20 protein-coding genes are annotated in these 23176 nt (G+C 52.5%); 3 read left to right on the forward strand and 17 right to left on the reverse strand.

Annotated features, from left to right (window positions below):
• Positions 1-96: 96 nt before the first annotated feature.
• The 15 genes from ACNSOI_RS12835 to ACNSOI_RS12905 form a co-directional block, all read right to left on the reverse strand.
• On the reverse strand, positions 97-1329 hold the full coding sequence (locus tag ACNSOI_RS12835) for a hypothetical protein (protein ID WP_420194203.1): 1233 nt from the start codon (positions 1327-1329) through the stop codon (positions 97-99).
• Complete coding sequence (locus ACNSOI_RS12840; protein WP_420194204.1) at positions 1316-2653, reverse strand: hypothetical protein; 1338 nt, start codon at positions 2651-2653, stop codon at positions 1316-1318. Before ACNSOI_RS12840 ends, ACNSOI_RS12835 begins: the two co-directional genes overlap by 14 nt.
• A gap of 153 nt (positions 2654-2806) precedes the next feature.
• On the reverse strand, positions 2807-3874 hold the full coding sequence (gene pseI / locus ACNSOI_RS12845) for a pseudaminic acid synthase (RefSeq protein WP_420194205.1): 1068 nt from the start codon (positions 3872-3874) through the stop codon (positions 2807-2809).
• A 2-nt stretch (positions 3875-3876) separates the two neighbouring features.
• Positions 3877-4440: a UDP-4-amino-4,6-dideoxy-N-acetyl-beta-L-altrosamine N-acetyltransferase gene (gene pseH, locus ACNSOI_RS12850; protein WP_420194206.1), complete on the reverse strand. Its 564-nt coding sequence runs from the start codon at positions 4438-4440 to the stop codon at positions 3877-3879.
• Between the two features lie 15 nt (positions 4441-4455).
• Positions 4456-5556, reverse strand: a complete 1101-nt coding sequence (pseG, locus tag ACNSOI_RS12855) for a UDP-2,4-diacetamido-2,4,6-trideoxy-beta-L-altropyranose hydrolase (protein ID WP_420194207.1) — start codon at positions 5554-5556, stop codon at positions 4456-4458.
• The gene (pseF, locus tag ACNSOI_RS12860; protein ID WP_420194208.1) at positions 5556-6263 is read right to left on the reverse strand and encodes a pseudaminic acid cytidylyltransferase; all 708 of its coding nucleotides are present in this window, start codon (positions 6261-6263) and stop codon (positions 5556-5558) included. The genes pseG and pseF overlap by 1 nt, the downstream gene beginning before the upstream one ends.
• Positions 6260-7423 carry a UDP-4-amino-4,6-dideoxy-N-acetyl-beta-L-altrosamine transaminase gene (gene pseC, locus ACNSOI_RS12865; protein ID WP_420194209.1) on the reverse strand — a complete coding sequence of 388 codons (1164 nt, stop codon included), beginning with the start codon at positions 7421-7423 and terminating at the stop codon, positions 6260-6262. The genes pseF and pseC overlap by 4 nt, the downstream gene beginning before the upstream one ends.
• 2 nt (positions 7424-7425) lie before the next feature.
• A complete protein-coding gene (gene pseB / locus ACNSOI_RS12870; RefSeq protein WP_420194210.1) occupies positions 7426-8424 on the reverse strand; it encodes a UDP-N-acetylglucosamine 4,6-dehydratase (inverting) in 999 nt (332 codons plus the stop codon).
• Between the two features lie 39 nt (positions 8425-8463).
• The gene (locus ACNSOI_RS12875; RefSeq protein WP_420194211.1) at positions 8464-9705 is read right to left on the reverse strand and encodes a lipopolysaccharide biosynthesis protein; all 1242 of its coding nucleotides are present in this window, start codon (positions 9703-9705) and stop codon (positions 8464-8466) included.
• Positions 9702-10673, reverse strand: a complete 972-nt coding sequence (locus tag ACNSOI_RS12880; protein WP_420195723.1) for a Wzz/FepE/Etk N-terminal domain-containing protein — start codon at positions 10671-10673, stop codon at positions 9702-9704. Before ACNSOI_RS12880 ends, ACNSOI_RS12875 begins: the two co-directional genes overlap by 4 nt.
• A gap of 90 nt (positions 10674-10763) precedes the next feature.
• Positions 10764-13319 carry an SLBB domain-containing protein gene (locus tag ACNSOI_RS12885; RefSeq protein ID WP_420194212.1) on the reverse strand — a complete coding sequence of 852 codons (2556 nt, stop codon included), beginning with the start codon at positions 13317-13319 and terminating at the stop codon, positions 10764-10766.
• A 35-nt stretch (positions 13320-13354) separates the two neighbouring features.
• Complete coding sequence (locus ACNSOI_RS12890) at positions 13355-14860, reverse strand: capsule assembly Wzi family protein (protein WP_244178273.1); 1506 nt, start codon at positions 14858-14860, stop codon at positions 13355-13357.
• On the reverse strand, positions 14857-16236 hold the full coding sequence (locus tag ACNSOI_RS12895; protein ID WP_420195724.1) for an undecaprenyl-phosphate glucose phosphotransferase: 1380 nt from the start codon (positions 16234-16236) through the stop codon (positions 14857-14859). Before ACNSOI_RS12895 ends, ACNSOI_RS12890 begins: the two co-directional genes overlap by 4 nt.
• A gap of 620 nt (positions 16237-16856) precedes the next feature.
• Positions 16857-17357: a hypothetical protein gene (locus tag ACNSOI_RS12900; protein ID WP_420194213.1), complete on the reverse strand. Its 501-nt coding sequence runs from the start codon at positions 17355-17357 to the stop codon at positions 16857-16859.
• The gene (locus ACNSOI_RS12905) at positions 17350-18645 is read right to left on the reverse strand and encodes an AAA family ATPase (protein WP_420194214.1); all 1296 of its coding nucleotides are present in this window, start codon (positions 18643-18645) and stop codon (positions 17350-17352) included. Before ACNSOI_RS12905 ends, ACNSOI_RS12900 begins: the two co-directional genes overlap by 8 nt.
• Before the next feature lie 560 nt (positions 18646-19205).
• Here ACNSOI_RS12905 and ACNSOI_RS12910 point away from each other — a divergent pair.
• The 3 genes from ACNSOI_RS12910 to ACNSOI_RS12920 all read left to right on the forward strand — a co-directional run bounded on the left by ACNSOI_RS12910 (position 19206) and on the right by ACNSOI_RS12920 (position 22326).
• Positions 19206-20093 carry an EAL domain-containing protein gene (locus tag ACNSOI_RS12910; protein WP_420194215.1) on the forward strand — a complete coding sequence of 296 codons (888 nt, stop codon included), beginning with the start codon at positions 19206-19208 and terminating at the stop codon, positions 20091-20093.
• A 90-nt stretch (positions 20094-20183) separates the two neighbouring features.
• Positions 20184-21269, forward strand: a complete 1086-nt coding sequence (locus tag ACNSOI_RS12915) for a hypothetical protein (protein WP_420194216.1) — start codon at positions 20184-20186, stop codon at positions 21267-21269.
• A gap of 49 nt (positions 21270-21318) precedes the next feature.
• A complete protein-coding gene (locus ACNSOI_RS12920) occupies positions 21319-22326 on the forward strand; it encodes a putative solute-binding protein (RefSeq protein WP_420194217.1) in 1008 nt (335 codons plus the stop codon).
• A 68-nt stretch (positions 22327-22394) separates the two neighbouring features.
• Here ACNSOI_RS12920 and ACNSOI_RS12925 read toward each other — a convergent pair whose 3' ends face one another.
• Both ACNSOI_RS12925 and ACNSOI_RS12930 read right to left on the reverse strand, forming a co-directional pair.
• The gene (locus tag ACNSOI_RS12925) at positions 22395-22679 is read right to left on the reverse strand and encodes a hypothetical protein (protein WP_420194218.1); all 285 of its coding nucleotides are present in this window, start codon (positions 22677-22679) and stop codon (positions 22395-22397) included.
• Positions 22680-22770: 91 nt separating this feature from the next.
• Complete coding sequence (locus ACNSOI_RS12930) at positions 22771-23169, reverse strand: hypothetical protein (RefSeq protein WP_420194219.1); 399 nt, start codon at positions 23167-23169, stop codon at positions 22771-22773.
• Between the last annotated feature and the right edge of the window lie 7 nt (positions 23170-23176).

A 23176-nucleotide genomic window follows, 5' to 3' on the forward strand; every position in this document is an offset into this window, starting at 1 on the left:
TTTCACTAAATTGAAAAAATAATCCTGAACTAAGAATGCCTCTGTAGCTAAGTTTTTTCAGATCGTTATTAGCCGTCTCTGATAACCACAGAAAACTCATCGTCGTGCGACCAGACGAAATCCGCACCTGAAGACTTTTACAGACAATATCGTCGTGACAAACGAAACTAATATGTAAACACCAAGCGCGCTCTGTATTAAATTTACAACCGGAGCAAAAAAAACGACTGCTGACATATACGAGTAGAGTGGAAGATATTCTATTTTACCACTGCGAAACTTATAATAGCATAGGGTCATGACCATCGCCCACGCCGACAAAAAAAGGAAAGAAAAGAAACCGAAATCCACCCAAAGTGGACCTAGGATTGTGGTGTAAATGCCAGATCGAGGCGAAGCTGACTCCAAAAAATCGGGGCCAACCGAAACACCAAAAAATTTGGCTATCACGCTAAATGTGTACACGCCGAACTGATGGTCATACTCCTCAAAATTATCGAGCAAAAAAGAAAACTCTAAAGCCCCGTGAAGATAATATTGTGCGAAGTTTATTATTACAAAATAGAAAACAGAAAAAATCCCTCCATCTTCGGCAAGAGACGCCCCCAAACTACTCGGAACTAATGTGAATGCATAATTACTATGGAAAGCACTATATAAGGGGGAAATACCATGCGCCTCTAGCCTATTCAGTAAAATCATGCCTGAAACATAAAAGAGAGCAACACCGACAATTGAAAGAATCACCACTGAAAGCGTTTTCACCTTAAAAACGAATCTAGTATAAAAAAACAAGATGAATAGGGTAACGAGAACAATACCCCGACTCCCTATAAACAAAATTTCAATAGCAGGAATAAAAAAAAGTACAATTACAAATAACCTTGAATATCCCTTTAAATCAAGAACATTTAGGAAAGCTGGCAAACTTAAGCATAAAGCATAGAACGGCCCGGCAAGAACTCCAAATATCGACGTTGACTCTAGAGAATACCGTCTTTCGGCAGCGCTACTAAATGACAAAACATCCCTTATTATGACCTTGTCCACAAATTTAAAAAACACGCTCATGATAGCTAACAGAAGAAGCATATTGAAAGCTGCTCCTAGACTTCTCAGGTATGAATTCGTTAATTCAATCTTAGCTGGCTTCGCAATACTGGGGATAAATAGTTGGCAGGACATCCACCCGATGACCAGGGAAAGCTGTCCCATCACGAGTAATAAGACGGCTTCCAAAGAAGGCGCATATTTTACCTCAACTGGGGCAACTAACCACACGCTTAGGTAAAAAAATAAAGACCCGAAAATAACGCTAAATGGTGTCATTACTTCCTTGTTCTCCTAACACACGGAGCAAAGCATGAGCCAGCTTCGAGACATTATCAGCTCGTAAGCATTTGGGATCGGAAATCGGTTCACTCACCTCTCCTGGAATGCCATGTTCCAAGAGAAATTTCGCCACTTTGAAAGATACATCGTTATCTATCTGGCAATCCTTACCTCCAGAGATATCTGCTTCCGAAAGGGAATCGATACTAGCTTTTATGGCGCTGAAGTCACTAAACGGTGTATCACCGATTATATAAACGGGTTTCCCGGCCAATAGCCGCTCTATCTGGATTGTTCCGGTTACAGTTGCGACCATATCACACACATCAGAAATATCAGCCATAGGTACAGCCCGATCTAAGAAATATATATTTCCTTTGGAGCTGAGATCGATTATTTCCAACCTATTCATTTCGAAATACGGCTTTGGATTAGTTTTCAACAGTAAAACCCAGTCACTTGGAAGAGCGAACGCAAGTTTTTTTATTACGTCTAATTGGTTATTATTCGGAGCTCCCCAAACCTCAAGGTTAAACTCAGGCTGCATTTGAAGCGGATAGAGCAGAACATTCTTCTTCAATTTACGAAGAGTATCTAAATCGACGCTAACCCTGTCCCACAATCGTAACTGATTGCTTACTTTCTTCTTTTCAACAAAATTTTCTAATGGGTTTTGCGTGTTAAACACCTCTCCATATAAAAATCCAGCTAACACCTTTAGGATATCGAGTTTTTTTAAGAACCCCTTTTTCATCCTCCAAAATCTTTTAGAACTCTTTCCCATATAATCTGGAACTGGCCTATTTTTTTTGTAGTACTCTAGATAATCCCAAACATCGGAATCAGAAACATTCTGGATTTTTACCGGGTTCCATTGATCGTATTGAAATATGCTTATACACCCATTTGGAAATCGCGCGCTCTCTATATCATAAAACGGGATACCCAGTTTTTTGGCGATCAAACATGCGTAGTGCGCATAGAAAGTTCCAAGCTCACCAACAATAAAGTCGGGATCTTCTTCGGTTATAGCATGCTCAATTCTTTCACGGTAATAAGGGTAATACCATGGCTCTCGATTGAAATGAATAGTAAACCGATCGCTTGAGATAACCTTTTTATCTAAATCATCAAACTTGAAGTCATCTATATTTTCTATTTTTGGAAAGCCTAACTCATATAGTGTACCTCGCTTTGGCCTATAAAACGGATTCATTACTAACCAACTCAACTCCAACTCGGGCTTCAAGGTTGATAGTTCATATGCAACACTCTCAAACAGCTCGGTTTTAGATCTTATTTCAATAAACATCAACTTCATGATAAAACCTATTAAGCAAAGGATACTCCATAAACAGCGAAGGCACTGCGCTTCGTTTAAAGCGCAATTTATATTTGTCGCAGGAGACATAGCCACGCGGGCGGGGGGGGGAGGGGGTGGCAGATGCCCAAAAGAAATTAGCTAGATATTCGTTTAGCCCGAGTTGACGCTTGGTTCCAACGCTTCTCTGACTACCGGTGTATAAGCAGCAATCCTTTTGGATACTCTCCTTCCAATCACCCAATCCGTATGCTTTGGCGGTAAGCCATAACCAGGCCTCACACTTCTAATGCAATCTGGGCCAATTATGTCACCTTTGTTCATGTCCTTTATAAAATATAGAGATCGTCTGAACTGCACATTTCCTTGTTCACTGGATTTTTGGCCATAATCAACGTTTCCTAAAGCCTTCCATGCAGTCTTGCTATCTCGACAAAGCGCGGCGAGGTCTGCCGGCTCTAGTGAAAAACTGTCATCAGGACCACCACCATTCCTGTCCAGTGTAAAATGCTTTTCAATCAGAGAAGCACCCAGAACAACACTTGCGATGGCCGTTGTATTGTCAATAGTGTGGTCGGACAGTCCGGTAACCAAGCCGAAGCGCTCAACCATATCCGGAATGGTTCGTAGGTTGTAATCTTCAGCAGGTGCCGGATATCCACTCACACAATGCAATATCGCCAACTGCTGGCAACCGCCATCGCGCGCTGCAGCGATCGCTTCTGCGATCTCTTCCGCATCGGCCATACCGGTTGAAATAATCATGGGTTTTCCAGTGGACGCAACGTAACGGATCAGCGGCAGGTCGACCGCCTCGAACGAGGCTATCTTATATGCCGGTGCGTTCAAATCTTCGAGCAAATCCACAGCGGTATTGTCAAAGGGTGAGCTAAAAATCGGAATACCCACCTTGCGTGCATGTTCGAATAACGGTTTGTGCCACTCCCACGGCATATGAGCCTCTTCATATAGCTCATAGAGTGTTCGGCCATCCCACAACCCACCCTTGATTCGAAACTCCTCAGCGTCAGAGTTCAGCGTAATCGTATCGGGCCGATAGGTTTGGAGCTTTACGGCATCTGCACCTGCTTTTTTCGCTTCTTCAATAATGCGCATGGCCGTCTCGAGCTTTCCGTTATGGTTAGCAGAGAGTTCGGCAATTATGTAGGGAGGATGGTTCCGCCCAATCTTACGGCCAGCGATGCTGATTTCCTTTGACATATTCAGCCCCCAATCAAACGAATAAGTTTCTCTTGCATCTTAGGGCGTTGCTCCGCCCATTCGTCCGACAAGAGGCCAAGCCGGTAGATATCAACGTATTTGTCGTCCCGCTTGTATTGATCTCGCAGGATACCTTCCACTTTGAACCCGAACTTTTCATGCAGTTTGATCACAGGCGTGTTGAAGGCAAGCACTTCACAGCAAAGTTTATGGAGTTTTAGCTCATCAAAAGCATAATTCAACGCCAATAACTCCATCCTGCTGCCAGTTCCTCTGGGTGCGTTGGGCGAAGCGTAAAAGGCCCAGGATGAATTCCCGTTTGCTTGGTCAATGCCTGTAAAACCGACCACGCCCACTGCCTGCTTGTCTTGCTCATAGATGAAGTATTTATGAACGTCGGAACCTTGAACTTTAGCCCACCACGCCTGATGTTCGCCTGGTGATATTTCATGTGTGGTATACATGTTCTCTCTGACAGACGGCTCGTTACGCCACGCAAGCATCAATTCCAGTTCAGAATCTTGTATTGGTCTAATTGTGCCAAATTGGGCCGGAAGCTCAGTCATTGTTTTATGCCCTTGTCAGTCGGTTCCTAAATGATTTATCACTCGCTGGCACCCCAAGCCATCCACTAACGAAGTACCAGCCTTACTCATGGCAACTAATTTTTCGGCTAATTGATTGTCGGTTAACAGACAGTCTAACTCCGTCTGCAAGTGCTCAGTGTTCTTAATAACAAATGCCGCACCTTTCCTCGCAATTGCCTCTGCCGCTTCTTTCTGGTTTTCAGCCAAAACCATCGTTACTGTTGGCAATCCTAAACAACAACGTTCCCAGGAGGTACTTCCGGCGGCACCAATGCAAAAATCCGCCGTACACATACGCTTCGCCATATCGGTCACATTCACGCCCACTGTGGCTCGGTACGGGAGCGTTTCTGCTTGCCGTCGAACCTGCTCAAGGGCCGGGGCGGACGCCCCCATCACTATGTCCAGTTCAGTTTCCGGTGGCAATGAGCTTTGCGCTAGTGCGCCTAACACTTGGCCGGTTACGTTGTCCTGATCTACACCACCCAGTGTGATTAATATGCGTTCGAGTTTGGGAGTTTGCCTACGCTCCAGGCTGGCTTCCCGGAGTTCGGCAAATTCGGGCCTCAAAAGCGCGTAGTGAGGGCCAATTAGCCGGGTACAGGTTTCTGGAAGCAAGCCATTATAGTCCTGAGCCTTCCGGCCCAGGTTTTGATCTAGCAGTAATTGGCATTCATGGGGCCGGTCAGCAATGTCATCAATTACCATGATTTTGTTCGCATGGGCGCCTACCCTGCGTTCCCATCGTGCATCCAGGGCGTAGTGATCTACCACCAACCAATCTGTTTTTTGGCCGTTAAGTGCATTAAGTGTTTGCTCTGCATCCTGCTGCCACGGTACGCCCAACCACTGGGCGTGCTCGGGGGTAGCAGCATCTTCGCTACCAGTACTGTGTAATGCCCTCATCTCCTGACTCAGCAGATAGAGCTCAAACCCACGCTGGGCGATCACTTCGGAAAGGTTTCCCGGGTGATCCCGGCATATAAAGAGGCATTCATGCCCCTGATCACGCAGCGCGTCTGCCAGGGTAAGGCAACGCATAACGTGGCCTGTACCGATTTGAACGGAGGCATCTGCCCGGAAGGCGATCCGCATTATTGGGCGCCCTGCTCTTGCATGGCTTTGAACAGCCACTCGGCTCGTACCCAGTCTTCCGGGGTATCGATATCCTGAACCCGGTGCCTCGGTAGCGTTACGGGGGCTGCATCCTCTGAGAAGATCGGGCGCTCTTCCGTCCAGGCTTGGGCCGTTCCCCAATAGAACTGGCCTGCGTCGTGCCAGGCTTCTTCAAGATCCTGGGATCGAGTTCCGAAGTGTTCCGGATTAAACATGGCTACCCGCCCGCCACCGGTGATGCGAATAGCGCGCTGGATGGGGAAGGCGTAGCTGGTTACCGAGAAAGCATAGCTGCAGGCTTCGCTTTCCAGCAGTTGCTGGCCCCGCTTCAGATCTTCAGGGGAAACGAATGGGGCGGTCGCGTAGATACAGCAGGCTTGAGACACCGCGCAGCCACTATCGGCCAACCATTCAACCGCATGCCGGATAACGGGGATGGTTCCGGTGTAGTCGTCCGAGAGTTGGGCCGGGCGCATGAAGGGGGTTTCAGCTCCGTATTGCCGGGCAACCGCAGCAATTTCCTCATCATCCGTCGACACGATCACCCGGTCAAAACAGCCGCTTTCCAGTGCGGCCTCAATAGACCAGGCAATCATCGGTTTGCCGCAGAACGCTTTAATGTTTTTGCGTGGAATGCGCTTGCTGCCGCCGCGGGCGGGGATAATGGCTACTGTTGTCATGGTCATTTTACCGCCAGCGCCTTGCGAAGCGCTGCAACCACTTCGTCCTGCTGATTGTCCGTAAGGCCCTGGAACATCGGCAGGCTGATAGCCTCCCGGTAGTAGGCCATGGACTGCGGAAAGCTCTCTGGTTCAAAACCCATCGCTTCGTAGTACGGCTGCGTGTGTACCGGGATGTAGTGCAGGTTGACGCCTATGCCCTGTGCCCGTAAAGATTCAAACACCTCTCTATGAGTTCTGGAAATACTGTCCAGCTTCAGGCGAATAACGTAAAGGTGCAGGCCGGAATAGCTGTCCGGGTGCTGCCAGGGCAGCACGATAGGCAAATCCGCCAGCAGTTGGTTATACCGTGCTGCCAACTCGTGCCGGCGGGCCACAAACGCATCCAGCCGCTGCATCTGGCTTACACCCAGCGCTGCCTGCAATTCTGTCATCCGGTAATTAAAGCCCAGATCCACTTGCTGGTAATACCAGGGCCCATCTGGTTCATGGGTCATCAAGGATGGGTCTCGGGTAATGCCGTGGCTGCGCAACAGATTCATTTTTTCCGCCAACCGCGCATCGTTGGTTACCGCCATACCGCCCTCGGCCGTCGTCACAATCTTGACCGGGTGGAAGCTGAACACAGTGATATCGCTGTAACGGCAGTTGCCGATGAACTCGTCCCGATATTTGCCGCCAATCGCGTGGGATGCGTCTTCAATCAATCTGAAGCCATACTCCTTTGCAAGGGAGCCAATCGCTTCCATATTGCACGGCTGGCCACACAAGTGAACCGCTACCACCACTTTTGGCAAACGGTTTTCCTGCTTTGCCAGCTCAAGTTTTTTCTTCAACGCAACCGGGCAGAGGTTGTAGGTTTGTGGGTCGATATCCACAAAATCGACCCTGGCACCGCAATACACGCCGCAGTTGGCGGAGGCCACAAAGGTAACAGGCGTGGTCCATAACCAGTCGCTCTCCCCCAGGCCCAATGCCAGGCAGGCAATGTGCAAAGCAGAGGTGGCGCTGTTCACCGCGAGGGCATACTCGGCCCCCACGTGGCTTGCCACCGCCTGTTCAAATTTAGGCACCATCGGGCCCTGAGTCAGGAAGTCTGACTTCAGCACCTCCAGTACCGCATCGATATCTGCCTGGTTAATGTCCTGCTTACCGTAGGGAATCATGATCAGATCTTGCCAATTTCGCTGTTGTGGCGGTCGATCCAGGCTTGCAACTCTTCGTCCGTCATCCACTCGGTGTTGTTATCGCTGGCGTACACAAAGCCTTCGGGCACCGGCTTGCCATCTTTGATGCGATCTTTACAGGTTCCCCAGTCATTGATGTTGGGCAGGATCTTGAAGTGCTCGGGGTACTCGTAGGTGAAGTATGAATCCTCGGCCCCAATCATCTGCTCATGCAGTTTTTCACCCGGGCGAATCCCTACCACTTCCTGCTTGGCTTCTGGTGCCACAACGCGAGCCAGATCGGTCACCTTCATCGAAGGAATCTTCTTCACATAGATCTCGCCACCCACCATGTCTTCAAAGGCATGCCATACCAGCTCCACGCCCTGCTCCAGGCTGATCATGAACCGAGTCATACGCGGGTCTGTGATCGGCAGCACGCCATTCTCTTTGATAGACATAAAAAACGGGATAACTGAGCCGCGGGAACCCATTACGTTGCCATACCGAACCACAGAGAACTTGGTTTGGTGGCCACCGGCGTAGGAGTTGCCAGCCACAAACAGCTTGTCGGACGCCAGCTTGGTGGCACCGTACAGGTTGATGGGGCTGCTGGCTTTATCGGTAGAAAGGGCAACCACGCCTTTAATGCCTTTATCGATGGAGGCATCGATCAGGTTCATGGCACCGTGGATGTTGGTTTTTACGCATTCGAACGGGTTGTACTCGGCCGTGGGTACAATTTTGGTGGCCGCAGCATGCACTACGTAATCCACACCATCCAACGCCCGGTATAAGCGGTCTCTGTCGCGCACATCGCCAATGAAGAAGCGCAGGCGGTCGTCGCCCTGAAACAGCTTGGCCATCTCCCACTGCTTCATTTCGTCCCGGGAAAACACGATGATTTTCTTGGGGTTGTACTTTTCCAGGGTCATTGGAATGAATTTGTGGCCGAAGGAGCCGGTGCCGCCGGTGACGAGGATGGTGGAATTTTCGAACATAGTCACTTTCTCTGGATTTTACTGTAAAGATGAATGGTATCACCGCCAGTCGGCGGGTGTTAATCGGTAGAACTGGAAGGTTTTCCAGACCAGCATAAATACGAAGGCGGATATCAGCCCAAAAGGCACTGCCAACTCTCCCGCTATGGGCGCCAAGGTTGCGGTACTGGCCAGAAAAACCGCGAATCCGGCGATGTGGGCAATAATCAGCGCCTTGTCTTTGCCTCTGGCGTACAAGCCATAATGCGGGATCATGCCGACAACGAACAGACCGGTGGAGAGAAGCAGCCAGGCAAACAGATCAATACGCTCAAGATAAAGCGGTTTATCCAGCCACTGCAGTAATGGCATGGCCGCCAGCCACGCACACGCAGAGAACAGCGCAGTGAGGGCTATCGTCTGCCAGGCCAATTGGTGGTACTTTTTCCGGAACTCTGCGGCATTGTTGTTGGCATGGGCAGCGATCATAGCCGGGTATAGGAAAGTAAATACGCCCGCATCCATAAAGCCCAACAACGCCATGCACATGCCAATAAACAGTACGTAGGCACCCAGCACATCCAGCCCTGCCAGGGCCTCAAACCAGTACCGATCTACAGTGTAGATGCCACGCAATGCCAGTGTGGCAATCAGCATGGGAATCGCAATCTTCAGGCCTTTTCTCAACCACTTCCAATCTACTCTTTTGAGCCAGCCACCCATGGGTATTCGCCATAAAACGGCTACACCAATCAACATCCCAATACTGCTGCCGGCTATCCAACCGGTAAGTACGGTTGGCAGTTCCTGGCTGGGCTCATTGAGAAACATAACGGCGACCACCGCCACACACCAGGCGCCGGCGCGGAAGAACAATACCCAACTAGCGACGAGTTGCCTTTGCAGCGCCACCAGAAGGCGGTTCAGTTCCTGGGTTATATGCTCCAATACCAGAATGACCAGAAACCAAGGAAGCAACCACCAAGGGAGCAATTCCAGGGCGAACAAACCGACAGTAAGCGGCAGGAATACCGCGTACAAGATCAGACTGAGAGCAACCTGACTCTTAAGCAGCTGGCCTCGGTTTTCCGGCTCTGCTTTCAGGATCTCACGGGTAGTGAATATGTAGAAATCAAAGCCCAGAAAATAGAGCCCATAGCTGATGGTTACCGTCAGAAGGCCGTACAGGCCCAACTCCGCAGGCTCCAGAAATCTCGCCAGCATAAAAATCAGCAGGAATTTGCTGACCAGGGTTGTGCCCCGGAGCCCGAGATTGGTAAGCCTGATTAAAAGGTGTTTCATTCGTTGGCGGACAGAGCCTGCGACGTTTCCCGCGGCCCATGATCATTGCGGTTGTCGTTGTTGATAAACGCTCTTATGAAGACCAAAAATACGCCCAACATTCCACCCAGCAGAGTGGCAATCACCACAATTAGTGCACGTTTAGGTTCACTCTTTTCTTCCGGAACCACTGCCGGGTCTACGGTGCGGAACACATATTCCCGTTGAGCATTGGCAAGCATTACCGTGCGGGTTTCGTTTTCGATGAGTTGGTAAAACACCTGCTGCATGCCGGCGATGTTGGTTTCCTTGAGTTTGGCGTCCAGGTAGGCAATGCTCGCTTCTGCTTCTTCAACATCCTGTACTCGCATGTGCTCATTAATATCGTGCACCAACCATTGCGCCCACTGCTGCGCCGCGCGGGGTGAGTAGTGTTTTACACTCACAGTGATCATGCCGGTGTCTTTGGCCTCGCTCACACTGAGGTGGTCTTCTCTGAAGGCCTTTACCAAATCCCAGTTGGTGGGCTCTTGACTCTTACCTTTACGGTCTGGCAACCATTCTCCCGTATTCGGGTTGTAGACATCTGTGTCGTAAATCCATTCATCGGTTTCCTCTCGCCAACCTTTGACGGCATATAAAGGAATCACCAGGTTATGGCGGTGGATGAAGGATGTGAGGAAGGCCCGTGACTGTAGAACCTCTTTAGCAATAACAGTCTGATTGGAGTTTCCTCCACCCAGGCTGATACCCGCCAGGCTCGCCAGGCCACCGAGCTGGCCACTAATACCGCCCAGCTTGTTTTCATCGTTGGCTGGGGCCAGGAGGACGCTTGACTGGTAGATATTGGGTTTGTATAAGGCGTAGGCTATGCCTGCGGCGGCGAAGACGAATGTTAAACCCAGGATAAGCCATTTTCCTTGCCATAGGGTGGCGAAGAGTTCTCGGAGGTCTATTTCGTCGTCTGGGTAGTTTGGTGTTTGGTTCATGGTTTGTTCGGCCACGTTGTTTGTGCCTTTGTTAAAAATTTTACCTTGTGGGTCAGACCCCATTCGGGGTCAGACCCTTGGCCGCTGATATTACAGGTTGCCGACGGCGGCGGCGCCCAAGGCGATTTGGTAGACGATCTGGCTTACGTTGGTCCAGAGTTCGAGCTGGTTCAGGCGGTCTACGTCGATCGGCATGATGATGGTGTCGCCGGGCTCGAGTTGTTGGCTTCTGCCGCCGAACCAGCGGCTGCGTTGGGGGAGCGTTACGGAGCCGTCGGCTTTTACTACGTAGACTCGGCTTTCGTCTGCCTGGCGGGTTGGGCCGCCGGAGCGTTCTAAATAGTCATCCACGGTCAGGCCGGCCTGGTGCAGGTGGCTGGTGGGGAATTGTACTTCGCCAAATACGGAAACGGACTGCGGGATGATCGGCACGGTTAGCCGGTCGCCGTCTTGCAGGCGGATGGCTTGGTAGTTTTCGTTTTCCAGTACAGCGGCCAGGTCTATGACCATTCGGCCGACTGGGCGGCTGTTTTGCACGTCTTCCAGCAGGTCTTGTACCTGCTGGGCCCTTTCCGCACTTTGGCCGCCGAAGCTGTTACCTTCCAACTGGATTCCAAGAAGGTCGCCTTGCAGTCGTTCTTCGGCTTCACGCAGGCGCTGCTCTTCGAGCCGTCGAAGTTTTTCGCGGGTGAAAACGGCGCCACGGGGGAAGGCGTTACTGGTCAGTCCCCCTGCCCTTTGCAGTACGTCTTTCAGGGTTTCGCCGTCGCGGAAGGTGTATTCGCCGGGGTAACGGACTTCACCAGCCAGGGTGATAGTGCGGGTTTTGGCGAAATCCGGGATGGATTTGATCAGGATGGTGTCGCGGCTTTGCAGGCTGAGGTCTGCGTTGCCGGCCATGGCGTCTGCCAGGTTCACGTTGAGGATGTTGGTCTGGCCGATGCCATCGTCATCGGTGGTGTAACGGGCCACTTCAGCTTGATATAGAGAGGCGGAGTCTTTCAACCCGCCAGCAACAAATACCGCATCCGCCAGGCTGCGGGTAGCGGGCATGGGGTATTCGCCGGGGTAACGTACCGGGCCACTGATGCGGATGGTTTGTTGGGGGCTGCCTGGCCGGGCTTGGGCTTTCAGGCGTTGGAGAACCGGAGCGAACAGGCGTTCCCGGGTGAAATTCTCCGGGCCCTGTTCTGACGCGCCTTTCTCAGCGTTGGCTAAAGCCTCGTTCTCGCGCTCATTTTCTGGTTTCTGCTGCAGATCTACTTTGCCTGCATCTGAAAACAGGAACAGGCGGTCTCGCTCTTCCAGAACCAGGTCGTGCTCGCCGCCCGGGCTTCGCACCGCGTCTCTGAGGCGGAGGTTAAGCACGGAAATGGTGTCGTCTTTGGGGTTGGTACGAACCACCGCTGCGTATTGCTTGTCTGCAACCGGGAGCAGATCGGCGTCCAGGTTTCGAATTATGGAACTCACGCGCATACCCGGCATCCAGGCAAATTTGCCGGCACGGGTGGCTGCACCTTTTACTTCCACGTATTGGCCGGTGATGTCTGAGATAGACGGTATGCGAACACGGTCGCCGGCTTGTACGCGGGCGTTTTGGCCCTGTTGGGCGGTGTAGTCTGCCTCTGCGATGATGCGCAGGAAATCTTCGTTGGTACGCTCGATGTTAACTCGCTGGGGGTAGGCCTGTGGGGTGAGGCCGCCAGCCATGCGCACCAGGTCGGCCAGGGTGTTGTCGCCTTTGAGTTCGTACAGGGCCGGGCGGTATACCTCGCCTTCTATGCCGGCGCGTTTGCCTACAGGCGGGATGAAGATGACATCGCCCGGCTGCAGGCGATTGTCTGCGCTGCTGTCGCCTTTTAGGAGCAGGTCGTACAGGTCCAGGGTGCCCACGAGTTTGCCGTTGCGTTTGTGTTGTACGTTACGCAGGGAGCCGTTTTGCTTTACCCCGCCGGAGACATACAGGGCGTTGGTGATGGTAGACAGGGAACTGACGGTGTAGGAGCCGGGGTTGCGGGCCTCACCCAGCACGAATACGCGCATGCTGCGCAGTTCGCCCAGGGTAATGGAGGCTTCTACGCCGATGTACTGTTCGGATACCCGCTTGCGGATTTGTTGGCGGGCTTCGTCGAAGCTCAGGCCTGCCACGGTGACCGGGCCGGAATCCGGGAAGCTGATGGTGCCATCGCGGCTGATGGGCAGTTCCAGATTCTGGTTCTGATTGCCCCACATTTGTATGCGCAGTACGTCGCCCGGGCCCAGGGTGTAATCGGAGGGGACGGGGATTTCTGTGACCGGTGCGAAAGTGGTGGGGCTGCCGGCGAAGAGGTCGTAGCCGTAAGGCTTGAGGCCACCGTTTTTAGTGGTTTGTTTGTCTTCCTGTTCTCTTTGTTCTCGAGCCCGGTCTCGCTCTTCATCGGTAATGGTGGTTACCGGCTCTACTACGTTGACCTGTTCCGGACGCTGGGTGGTGCGTTGGGCGCCGGTAAGACTGCCAAGATCCACACCATATTGACGTGCCAATGCTTCTTGTTGAGCCTGGGGTAGACGCTTGAATTGCTCGATCTGGGCTTGGCTGGGAGCCTGGGCACCAGCCGCCAAAGGGAACAGTATCGCGAGTGCCAGTAACAGCTTTTTCAAATTCACTTGGGCTGATTCCATTTGTTTGTGTGCGAAGTCGATCAAAAGCGGTAAGTCCAGCTTGCTGCAGCAGACCACTGGTCTTGTTCACCGCCTAGCAGCCGGATTTTTTTGTCCGTGGCTTGAACATTCAGGTTCAACCAACCGTTCATGAATTCTGTTCCATACCCTGCGCTGGCTATAACAACTTTTTGCGCGCCATCTGGCACAAAGTAGGCGATCTTGTTATCGGGCTGAACAACTCGATTTCTGCCATCTTTGTTCAGGTTGGCGTGGCTGAGTGAGAAGCTAAGGTCGCTGCCATTATTCATGAAATGAAACAGCCCTACTGTGAGGGTTTCCGAATCGCCATCAAATGTTGAGGCCATGTTTCTGCCCAAGTACTGGTAGCCTGTTCTGTATCGGCCATGACTGTAGGCATAATCGGGAATGGTACTGCCAAAAAGATCGTCGGCCAGAGTGTTGGCATACTCAACAAACCACTGTTGGTCAGCGCTCATTAACTGAGTGGTCCAGTCTGTTCCGAACAACCAGGACTTCCGGGAGGGCATGTAACCGGCTTCGTCTTCTCCCATCATCTCTACATAAAAACTCATGGTTTGCTCACCAACTGGGAAACCATAGCGAATATCAATGGCACCCAACTGGTTACCCGGGTCTGAGCCGTCATAGGCGTTATCGTCACCGATGAAAGCATCCCAGAAGGTAGAGAGGCTCTGAGAATAACCTTCTCCGCCAAACATAATAGCCCGCGAGAAGCCTATATCCAGCCCGGTTATGGGCCTTAAGGCCAACCGCATTCCTACCAGGCGTGTTTCAGGAACGACACGCTCTTTTTCCATCTGCCCCGCAAAGACGGTGAGATTCCAGGGGCCAATCCAGCTAAGCCAAGGGTGCTCTGGTGCGGCTGTATCGGCTCGGTTCACGAACACCGCTGGCATTGGCCTGGCATTTGTAGAGAGGAGCAAAGACGATTGCCAACCTGGCCCCCACCAGCGATCAATGGCACCAACTCCGACCACCCAGTTTCCAACAACGCCAGCCACATAGGAGCCGTCTGCACGGAAATCCTTATCATCTGACGGGTTGGCGGCGTATTGAGGCGATAATCCCATGGCCAGGTATTCACCTTGCCACTGAACCGTCAGGGCTACCTCACCCTCTTCCCTCGGTTTTTGTTGGAAACCTCTCACAAAACCAGGCTCAGAAGTGCCCCCAACCATGATTTCTGAGCGGAACCCGGAGCGCCCCTGTTCTGTTCGTTCGAAACGCAAATAGGCATTTTGGGAACCGGTAGCGGGAAGGTCGCTGGAAACGCCAGTCGTTATCCCACTATCTATGTCATTCCACATAATCGGCCAGGTCGTTACACCCCGCTCGTAATGGCCACGATCTGCCAGTTTCTGAACGGCGTGCCTGGCTCTCAAATCGCCCGGTTCAAGCCATGGTGCGGCATTCAGTGCTGATGACGCTATAAGCGCAGGTACAAAGACGGTTAAACGACGGTTCCGAAGGGATTTCATTAAAATTTTTCCGCTTGTGCTCAATAGATGTTCTTAGACAGCAGCGTAAATGGTGTTTTGAGCAGGATTTTGATATCCAACCAAAGACTCCAGTGGTTGATGTATTCCAGGTCCAACTCCACTCGTTTTTGCATTTTATCGATCGTATCGGTTTCACCACGATAACCGCTGATCTGGGCAAGCCCGGTAATGCCGGGTTTAATACGATGACGGGCCATGTAAGCAAGAATTTTGTCTGAGTAGTAGTCGTTATGAGCTACAGCATGCGGCCGGGGCCCCACTAAAGACATGTCTCCACGCAAGACGTTGAATAATTGAGGCAATTCATCGAGAGATGAACGGCGAAGAAAGCGCCCAACCCTGGTTACTCTCGGGTCTTCCTTCTGCGCCTGTTTAACCTGAACATCATTGTGAACCTTCATCGAACGAAATTTCAGGACGTTAATAATATTTCCGTTCCAACCATGGCGCTTTTGCTTGAAGAGAATCGGGCCAGGGGAGGAAATTCTCACCGCCACCGCGCAAGCCAAAAGAACCGGGCTGGCCAGAACGAGGCCAAGCAAGGCAACCGATCGGTCCATGAACGATTTCATCAACGCACTACCTGGATACGAGGTTAGAGGGCTCTCGTTCAAGTGTATTGCCGCGAGCCCTCCAAGATTGTGGATACTGTGATTGAGCAGCTTCAGGTTTGCGAAGTCAGGAACCCATATAACGTCGACATTCGCATCCAGCAAATCTACATATAGCCCTTCGATCTGATCAGTTTCCCTGGCGGGAAGCGCTATGTAGACCCGATCTACATTATTCTCCTGAAGCAAGGAGCGCAGCTGGCTTACCACTCCCAGTGTCGGAAAGTAGGTTGTTTGCACCAGATCAGATTCCTGATCGTCATCAAGCGCAACAATACCAAGCATTTGTTCTTTGCGCTCATATCGGAGCTTGGTGGCCAGATTGAACGCAAGTTGGCCAGAACCAATAACAACCGAAGCTGTTGACGCACTCAGCTTACCCTCAAACTTTCTAGCGAGCCTCTGCAACGACAGGTACGCGACTGCCTGTAAGGCAAATCCACCAGCTATCCACTGAAGAACCACTTCTCGTGAATATACCTCTGTCGTTTTGGTTACGAATCCAATAAAAATCAGCGTGCCGGTCAGAGTCGCCCACACTGCCGCCAATCTGGCAATTCCTACCAGATAGCCATTGCGGGTGCTGTACAAACGGAACAATGCACAAAGCGGCACCGCAAGAAGCGCAGATACAACAGCCAGGATCCGGTACGCGGAGGGTACGTCACCGGACTTATCCAGCGTAAGCGCCACTAGCAATGCTACCTGTATGACAGTAGCAATAATCCACTGCCCCCAGAATACTAACTGCACTGGCGCACTGGCCATTGGCGCAAGAGGGTATTCGTGGCGTGGCTTGCTGAGTTTCACGCCGGCGATTGACTGAGCGTTAAATTTTGGGCGGGACAGATCGTTCATTTATTTATATTCAAGCGCTGCTGCTGGAAGCTCTAAAGGAGAAAACTGACCGATCGAACACGCTACCGCCCCACCGACCAGGGCCCAGTGTTTTAAGGTCATAGAATTTTGTTTTCTTGAGACAAGGATATAACGAAAAAGCGGGAGGAAAGTTCCTAACGCGATCCTTGTCAGGTTGTTTGTGGTGTGTTTCAGAAGTGTGACGATTCTACGGGATGCTGGGTTACACGCAAGTGACAAAAAGGCTGACTGAGTATTTTGTGGACAGTTTTGGGAGTTAAAGTTTGTGAAATATTCCGGAATGCAAGTAACTTGGTCACATTTTGGACAAGTGTTTACCCTAGGGGTCTGTCCCCGAATGGGGACTGACCCTTTTTGGAGCCATGGGCTCTAGTTTGGGGGCAAGGACGGGCAAATGGGGGTCAGTCCCCATTCGGGGACAGACCCTTGCCCATGGGCTCTAGTTTGGGGGCAGGGACGGGCAAATGGGGGTCGGTCCCCGTTCGGGGACAGCCCCCCTGGCAGACACCTTAGAACCAGTCGCGCAGGTCAGGAATTTTGTTGCTGGGTTCTGATTGCAATACCGCGCTTACTCTGATGCCGTGGGCGTTTTCTAGTTTTTCTATTTCCGGCTTTGGTAGCATGCCATTGGTTACAATAAAGGCTTTCTCGAGGAGACGGCCTGGCGCGGATTTTTCCAAAGCTGCCTTCAACAACTGGTACTCTGGCCGATGTTTTCGGGTATATGCGAGTTGCTCAAAAGCATGGCGGATGTCGCCGGCACCTTTGAGCTCCACCAGCGCAGCGACTTTCTTTCCGCTGCCACTGAACAGGTACAGTGCATCACATTTCATGTTGTTGTCGGTGAACACACACCCGTCAAGCACGATGGCTTTGGCCTCTTCGCCGCGCCTGGGGGTTAGCGTCACTTTCTTGCCCTTTTCTTCAAGACTGAGCTCTGATTTGCAAACCGCAAACTGGTTGCCCATGCGCATGCATTCGCAATGCTGGTAGGGGCTGGCATCAATCATCCTTTTGATTCCACTCCAAGTCTCGCATTCTGTCATACAACCTGTTTATCTGGTTGAAATGTGGCAACAGAGTGTTATCCACCAACCCTGTTTCGTCATCAATCAGCGGGTATTTTTCACTGTTTTCCATGCGGTAGGCCCGCACATCGCTCAATGAGAGCGGAAGCAGGCCGTCAATGTCTTTATCGCCAGTGGAGTCTGGCCCAAGTTTATGCCGCTTTAGATGGTTGTTCAGGGTTTCCACTACAAACGGGCTGTGGGTGGTCATGACGAACTGAGTATTAGGGAAAGTTCTCAACAAGTCGGCCAAGACCCTTTGCTGCCAGGACGGATGAAGGTGAAGATCTACTTCATCGATCATCACGATGGCTTCCGCGGTTAGCGGGTTTTCCAGATGCGGATTGGCCAGCCCCATTCGCATACTGAGATCAATCACCAGTCCCAGCAGGGTTTTGTAACCATCGCTGAGCTGCATCAGATCCAGCGTTTCACCGTTGATGGTCACTGCCAGCCTAAGCGGGTTTACTTGGATGTGAGGGTGACTAATGTCCGGAAAAACTGAGCCTATTGCGCTTCTGACCGCATCGAGTTCTTTCAGGGTTACATCAAAACTGCGCTTCTCCCGCTGCAGCCGGTTCTCTTCGTTTTCTTTGTTGTAAAACCAGATGAAAGCTGACTTGAAGCTGCTTTGAGCTTCAAGCGCCTGTTTTAGTGCCTCTAAACGGGTATGAGACTTGGGGAAACCCTTGCGCCTGAGAGGTACCTGCAAGACGGCGCGGCTGACACCGTAATAGGCCATCATAGGGAGCTGATATTGCTCACCTGCGTTCATTTTATCTATGACCGCCTCATCGAGATACGCCTCGAGACTCTTTAGTCCCAGAGGGGAAGGCGTCGCCTTTGCGGTCGCTTTGCTTTTATCTCGGCGTTTTATTCGGTCCCAGGCTAACCCTTCGGCGGTTGTTAGTGCCACACGTACGTACGGGGCTGCCACGTTGTTGAATTGGCGTATGTCGCCATTTTCCTTGAACGTAATTCCGGAAACGGAGGGCAAGTGCGTTAAGACCGCACCCAAGCCGATGGCGATGCCGTCCAGCACCGAGGTTTTACCGCTTCCGTTGTTGCCCAATAATACGGTGAGGCGACTGCCTATCTCGAGATCGAGATGATCACAGGCACGGAAGTTTTCCAAGGTCAGGTGCTTGAGTTTCATACTGTTAGCAATGTCGGTTGTTGATTCGCAATCTTGAACTAAATGGGGGGTATTTCCAAGCGGTGTGGGGGCCAAGGGGTTTGTTCCAGGAGGGGGACTGACCCATTTTGGAACCCATGGGCTCTGGCTGGGGGGCAAGGACGGGCAAATGGGGGTCAGTCCCCATGCGGGGACAGACCCTTGCCCATGGGTTCTTTTTTGGTGCAACAGACGGGCAAAGGTGGGTCAGTCCCCGTTCGGGGACAGACCCTTCAACCATAAAAAAAGCCCGCGGCAGTGGCGGGCAAACAGAACAAGCGACTTCAGTCTCGGTCAGGTCGGCAACACGCTTTACGGAGTACAGCTTTGCAGCGTTACGAGACTGAGCGAACCAAAGCGCTCGGAGGAGGACTACGATTGGGGCCGGAAACCCCGCTTTGGTTCGCATTTATTATGCTATACGATGCTTTCTGATTTTTCATCTTTTTTGGTGGATTTTTATGGAATAAGGAATTGCGGCTCTAGATCAGGACCAAGGTTGACCAAAGAGCCACTAAAACCTGCCATTTGCGCCATAGGTTTGGCCCTTTCTGCACCTGTAGAGTCAAGATACGTAAATTCATTCGATAATAGCTCGATAACAAAAAGGTGTCGCCATGCCGGCAAGCGCTGTTTCAAAGGTCAGCAAGGATAGCTCCGCAGCCCAGGTACGGGATGTTATTCGTTCGGTTGGTTTTGATCTGGTGTTTCAGCCCAAGGTGGCGTTCAGCCATGGCCGGCTGGGTGGCATTGAAGTACTGGCCCGGTGGCCGCAGGTGGTGTCCGGGCGGCAGGCGCCGGATCAGTTTGTGCCACTGGCCGAGAAAAGCGGGCTGGCGCCGATGCTGGATTTGCATGTGCTGGAGCGCACCCTACGGATCTGGCGCTCCTGGCCTGCCGTTACCCGCCTTTGCTGGAGCCCTTTCCCTATTTCGGTGAATGTGTCTGCCATGAGCGTTCAGGATGAAGACTTTCTGCGCTCGGTTACCTGGCTGCTGGCTGAGTCGCCCCGGCCCAAGCTGATGTTTGAGCTGACCGAAACCGCCCCCTTCCATAACCCTGTCGCGGCCGCGCAAACCCTCGAAGCTCTCTCCGGCCATGGCATTCAGGTGTCACTGGATGATTTCTGCACTGGATTTAACAACCATGACCGCCTGAACACCTTGCCGGTCGCCGAGCTGAAAATCGACCGGGCAGACACCGCTAAACTCGATACGGTTGCAGGCATCCGCCATGTTGGGCAGATGATTGACCAGGCCAAGGCCGCCGGGCTGACAGTAACAGCGGAAGGTATCGAGTGCCGGGACCAGTGGAAAACCTTGCGCACCCTGGGTTGCGACTACGGCCAGGGCTACTGGCTGTGCCCGCCCCTGAGCGCTTCAGATGCGGTTGAATTCGTGCAGAGCTACACACCCAGCCGGTTGTTGTCAGCCACCAACGAGGAAAACAACGCCCTCGGGGCCGTTGATCTTGCCCCGGGACTTGTCCATAATTTGCCAAAATGAATTAAGCATGAATTAGTCCATTCGATTAATTTCATGTAAGAAAAAAGATAGCAGACCAATACAACCAACAATTACAACAAGAGGCAGCCCATGACAAAGGCCTTGATCCATCGCTTACGTGACCGCAGCGCCCAGGCGCTGGGTGCATTCTCTGCTGGCAAGAAGGCTCTGCTTGCCGGTGCCGCCATCACCCTGGCCGGCTGCTCGGCCAACCCGGTGTACACCACCACGGGCATTGTGCTCTCCAATTACGCGGAGGGCGAAGCCACCCCCTATGTACTGGAGATGAAAGACCCGGAGATGGCCTGCGCGTTGGGGCTGTCCCTGGACCCGCTGGTGTACTCTTTCTCCCGCGTAACCTCCCCGCCCGACACCACCGGCTCTTTGCTGATGCTGCTGGCGGCAAACTGCTCTGAATATAACGCCATGGAGGCGGAGATCACCTACCTGCGCGCTAACCACGAGGGCAATGTGAACGAAGCGCGGGATGCCCGGGAACAGGTTAAGCGCCTGAACGCGGAGATTGCCCACCGGCGACTTCTGGCGTTTGAACGGGCCATGGCCGCCTATAAATTTGACCCCGGCGCCGAGCCGGTGGAATGCCCGTTCCTGTTTGATGACCAGGATGAACTAACCTTTCTGATGGGCCTGGTAACGGGCATGCAGGCCATTGTGAACGATGCCAACTCCGGCGCCATGGCGGGTATTCCGCGCAACATTGCCCCGCAAGCAGAGCGGGCGGTGCGCTGTGTCGAGAATGAAAAATGGGGCGGTGTGCCCAATGCGGTTCGGGCCCTGGTATGGCTGTTGTTGCCAGACACCCGCCCGCCGATGTCGCCAGACCCTTGGGAAGTTCTGGAACACAGCCGGGAGCTGGGCTTCGACCGGGGCTTCCGGGTAGCCAGCGCTTTGGAAGTGGTGGCAGCGGAAACCTTTGGCCGGCCGGATGTGCTGGAAGAAGCCATCCGGGCAGCCGCCGATGCGGAATCTGAGATGGAGGTGTCTTCAGCCTACCAGTTGCTGGACAGCGTCGCGCACCGGGTGTTGCTGCATTCCTCGGATAAACACTGGGCCGCCAACTATGGCTACCGCACGCCGTCCAATTCGTTTGGCAGCCTGTCGCCGGTATCGTCCAACCGATCAACCCAAACAATGGATCTGGACGACCTTCTTTAAGGTCGCCCCTGACTGAAAACAAAGACAATGTATAACGGGAGTAGTAACCATGCGTAAGTTTATCGGAGCCCTGGCACTCACCTGTGCAGCGCCGCTGGCCTCAGCCAACAACGTGTCTGTGTGTGTGTTTGATGTGATCGGTGCCAACGGCGATGTGTTCAACGTGATGAAGGATTATGCCCTGGAGATGCGTTCTCTCGGCGTTAACCTGCAACTGAAGCCCTATACCGATGAAGGCGTGGCCGTGGGCGATTTCAACGCCGGCCAGTGTGATGCTGTGGCGGCAACGGACCTGCGCACCCGGCCGTTCAACAAGTTCACCGGCTCGATCAGTGCCGTGGGTGCCTTGCCCACCTACGACAACCTGGAAACCCTGCTGGCCACCCTGGCCCAGCCCCGGGCGGCAGACCTGATGAAGAGCGATGGCTATGAAGTGCTGGGCATCTTCCCGGTGGGCGCCGGTTACCTGTTCGTAAATGACCGCTCCATCAACACCGCCGGCGCCCTGGCAGGCAAAAGGATGGCCACCCTGGATTACCAGAAAGACGCCATCCACATGGTGAACTACGTGAAGGCCACGGTGGTGCCGTCTGACATCACCAACTTTGCCGGCAAGTTCAACAATGGCTCGGTAGACACCGCCTACGCGCCGGCCTTCGCCTATGAGGCCCTGGAATTGTACAAGGGTATTGAGCCTGATGGTGGCGTGGTGGACTACCCGCTGGCCCAGCTGACCGTACAACTGATTGCCCGTGAAGGCGTGGTGGATAGCGACACGGCCCAGAAAGCCAGGGAAGCGGCCTGGGGCATGTATCCGCAGGTAATGAACCTGATCAGAAGCCAGGAAGCGGCCATTCCGGATGAAAAGTGGATCAAGATTCCCGATCAGGACATTGTGGGCTATCAGGAAATGTTCCGGGAAAACCGCCTGGAAATGAGGGATGGGGTAAATCGCGCTCCGTCTGTCTACGACCCGCGCATGCTCAAGCTGATGGCCAACATCCGCTGCTCCAGCAACCCGGGTTCGGCTGAATGCACGGCGGATAACCGGGAATAATCAATTTGGGGTCAGACCCCAGGACATTTGATGAGGTGAAATGTCCGGGGGTCTGACCCCAATTTGGTTTAGGAGGTGGTTTTGGCGCGCTGGGTGGTGGTGGCGGTTTTGGTTTCGCCCTGATCGCGCTTGATTAATTGATCTGCACTCATTTCAGACAAAGCCAGTGAACCATGACAAATCGCGGCGACCTGCTGGCTGAATTCTCGGGACATGTAGCGTTCAGAGGAGTGCGCCTCAGCTTCGCCGGAGCGGGCTCTCAGCTCACGGCCATTGAGTAACTGTACGGTCATTCCGCTCTCGGCCATGGCTCGAACGGCGTCGAGGTAGGCGTTCTGGTATTCCTGGCGCATGGTGTTCTCCACGTTCTCAAACTAGCAATTTGAGTTACATTGAATCTCTCAGTAAATACATACGTCCCTTTTGTGTCCCCAGCTTACTATATTAGCCTACTTTGGCTAATTCGCTGACCATTGTCACATAATCCTCATAATACTTTACTGGAGTAATCCACTCTCTGCGTATCAGACCTTTGTCTGAGGCTACATCGTCCCGCAGGCAGGAGATGAGAATGTAGCCGTAAGTCTTGTAGAAAGTTTTAATCTCGTGGCCCTGATGTACATCGGCAGACGAATGCCAGTCGGCGTAAACAACGTATTCTTCGCCGTCCAGCTCGAATGCCACCATCTGGGGCGATTCCTTGCCGAAGGATTCGTTAAGGAAAACTGCGTTGGTGGGTGCACCGCCTGATGGAGGCAAACCGTAGAGAAACCAGATCACGTTGGCAACGTCACCGCTTTGGTCCCTCTGAATTGCGACTGTTCCGTCCAGAACAATAGCCATAGTGTCT

Origin of the sequence: Marinobacter sp. GH_1, from assembly GCF_048595985.1 — a bacterium.
Classification (GTDB): Bacteria; Pseudomonadota; Gammaproteobacteria; order Pseudomonadales; family Oleiphilaceae; genus Marinobacter; species Marinobacter shengliensis.

Excerpts from the sequence above, each read along its gene's own strand:
- pseF (WP_420194208.1), bottom strand. The coding sequence starts at position 6,263 with ATGACCATGACAACAGTAGCCATTATCCCCGCCCGCGGCGGCAGCAAG.
- ACNSOI_RS12840 (WP_420194204.1), bottom strand. The coding sequence starts at position 2,653 with ATGAAGTTGATGTTTATTGAAATAAGATCTAAAACCGAGCTGTTTGAG.
- pseC (WP_420194209.1), bottom strand. The coding sequence starts at position 7,423 with ATGATTCCCTACGGTAAGCAGGACATTAACCAGGCAGATATCGATGCG.
- pseB (WP_420194210.1), bottom strand. The coding sequence starts at position 8,424 with ATGTTCGAAAATTCCACCATCCTCGTCACCGGCGGCACCGGCTCCTTC.
- ACNSOI_RS12915 (WP_420194216.1), top strand. The coding sequence starts at position 20,184 with ATGACAAAGGCCTTGATCCATCGCTTACGTGACCGCAGCGCCCAGGCG.
- ACNSOI_RS12900 (WP_420194213.1), bottom strand. The coding sequence starts at position 17,357 with ATGATTGATGCCAGCCCCTACCAGCATTGCGAATGCATGCGCATGGGC.
- ACNSOI_RS12835 (WP_420194203.1), bottom strand. The coding sequence starts at position 1,329 with ATGACACCATTTAGCGTTATTTTCGGGTCTTTATTTTTTTACCTAAGC.
- pseG (WP_420194207.1), bottom strand. The coding sequence starts at position 5,556 with ATGCGGATCGCCTTCCGGGCAGATGCCTCCGTTCAAATCGGTACAGGC.
- pseH (WP_420194206.1), bottom strand. The coding sequence starts at position 4,440 with ATGACTGAGCTTCCGGCCCAATTTGGCACAATTAGACCAATACAAGAT.
- ACNSOI_RS12880 (WP_420195723.1), bottom strand. The coding sequence starts at position 10,673 with ATGAACCAAACACCAAACTACCCAGACGACGAAATAGACCTCCGAGAA.
- ACNSOI_RS12895 (WP_420195724.1), bottom strand. The coding sequence starts at position 16,236 with ATGGCCAGTGCGCCAGTGCAGTTAGTATTCTGGGGGCAGTGGATTATT.
- pseI (WP_420194205.1), bottom strand. The coding sequence starts at position 3,874 with ATGTCAAAGGAAATCAGCATCGCTGGCCGTAAGATTGGGCGGAACCAT.
- ACNSOI_RS12910 (WP_420194215.1), top strand. The coding sequence starts at position 19,206 with ATGCCGGCAAGCGCTGTTTCAAAGGTCAGCAAGGATAGCTCCGCAGCC.
- ACNSOI_RS12925 (WP_420194218.1), bottom strand. The coding sequence starts at position 22,679 with ATGCGCCAGGAATACCAGAACGCCTACCTCGACGCCGTTCGAGCCATG.
- ACNSOI_RS12875 (WP_420194211.1), bottom strand. The coding sequence starts at position 9,705 with ATGAAACACCTTTTAATCAGGCTTACCAATCTCGGGCTCCGGGGCACA.
- ACNSOI_RS12920 (WP_420194217.1), top strand. The coding sequence starts at position 21,319 with ATGCGTAAGTTTATCGGAGCCCTGGCACTCACCTGTGCAGCGCCGCTG.
- ACNSOI_RS12930 (WP_420194219.1), bottom strand. The coding sequence starts at position 23,169 with ATGGCTATTGTTCTGGACGGAACAGTCGCAATTCAGAGGGACCAAAGC.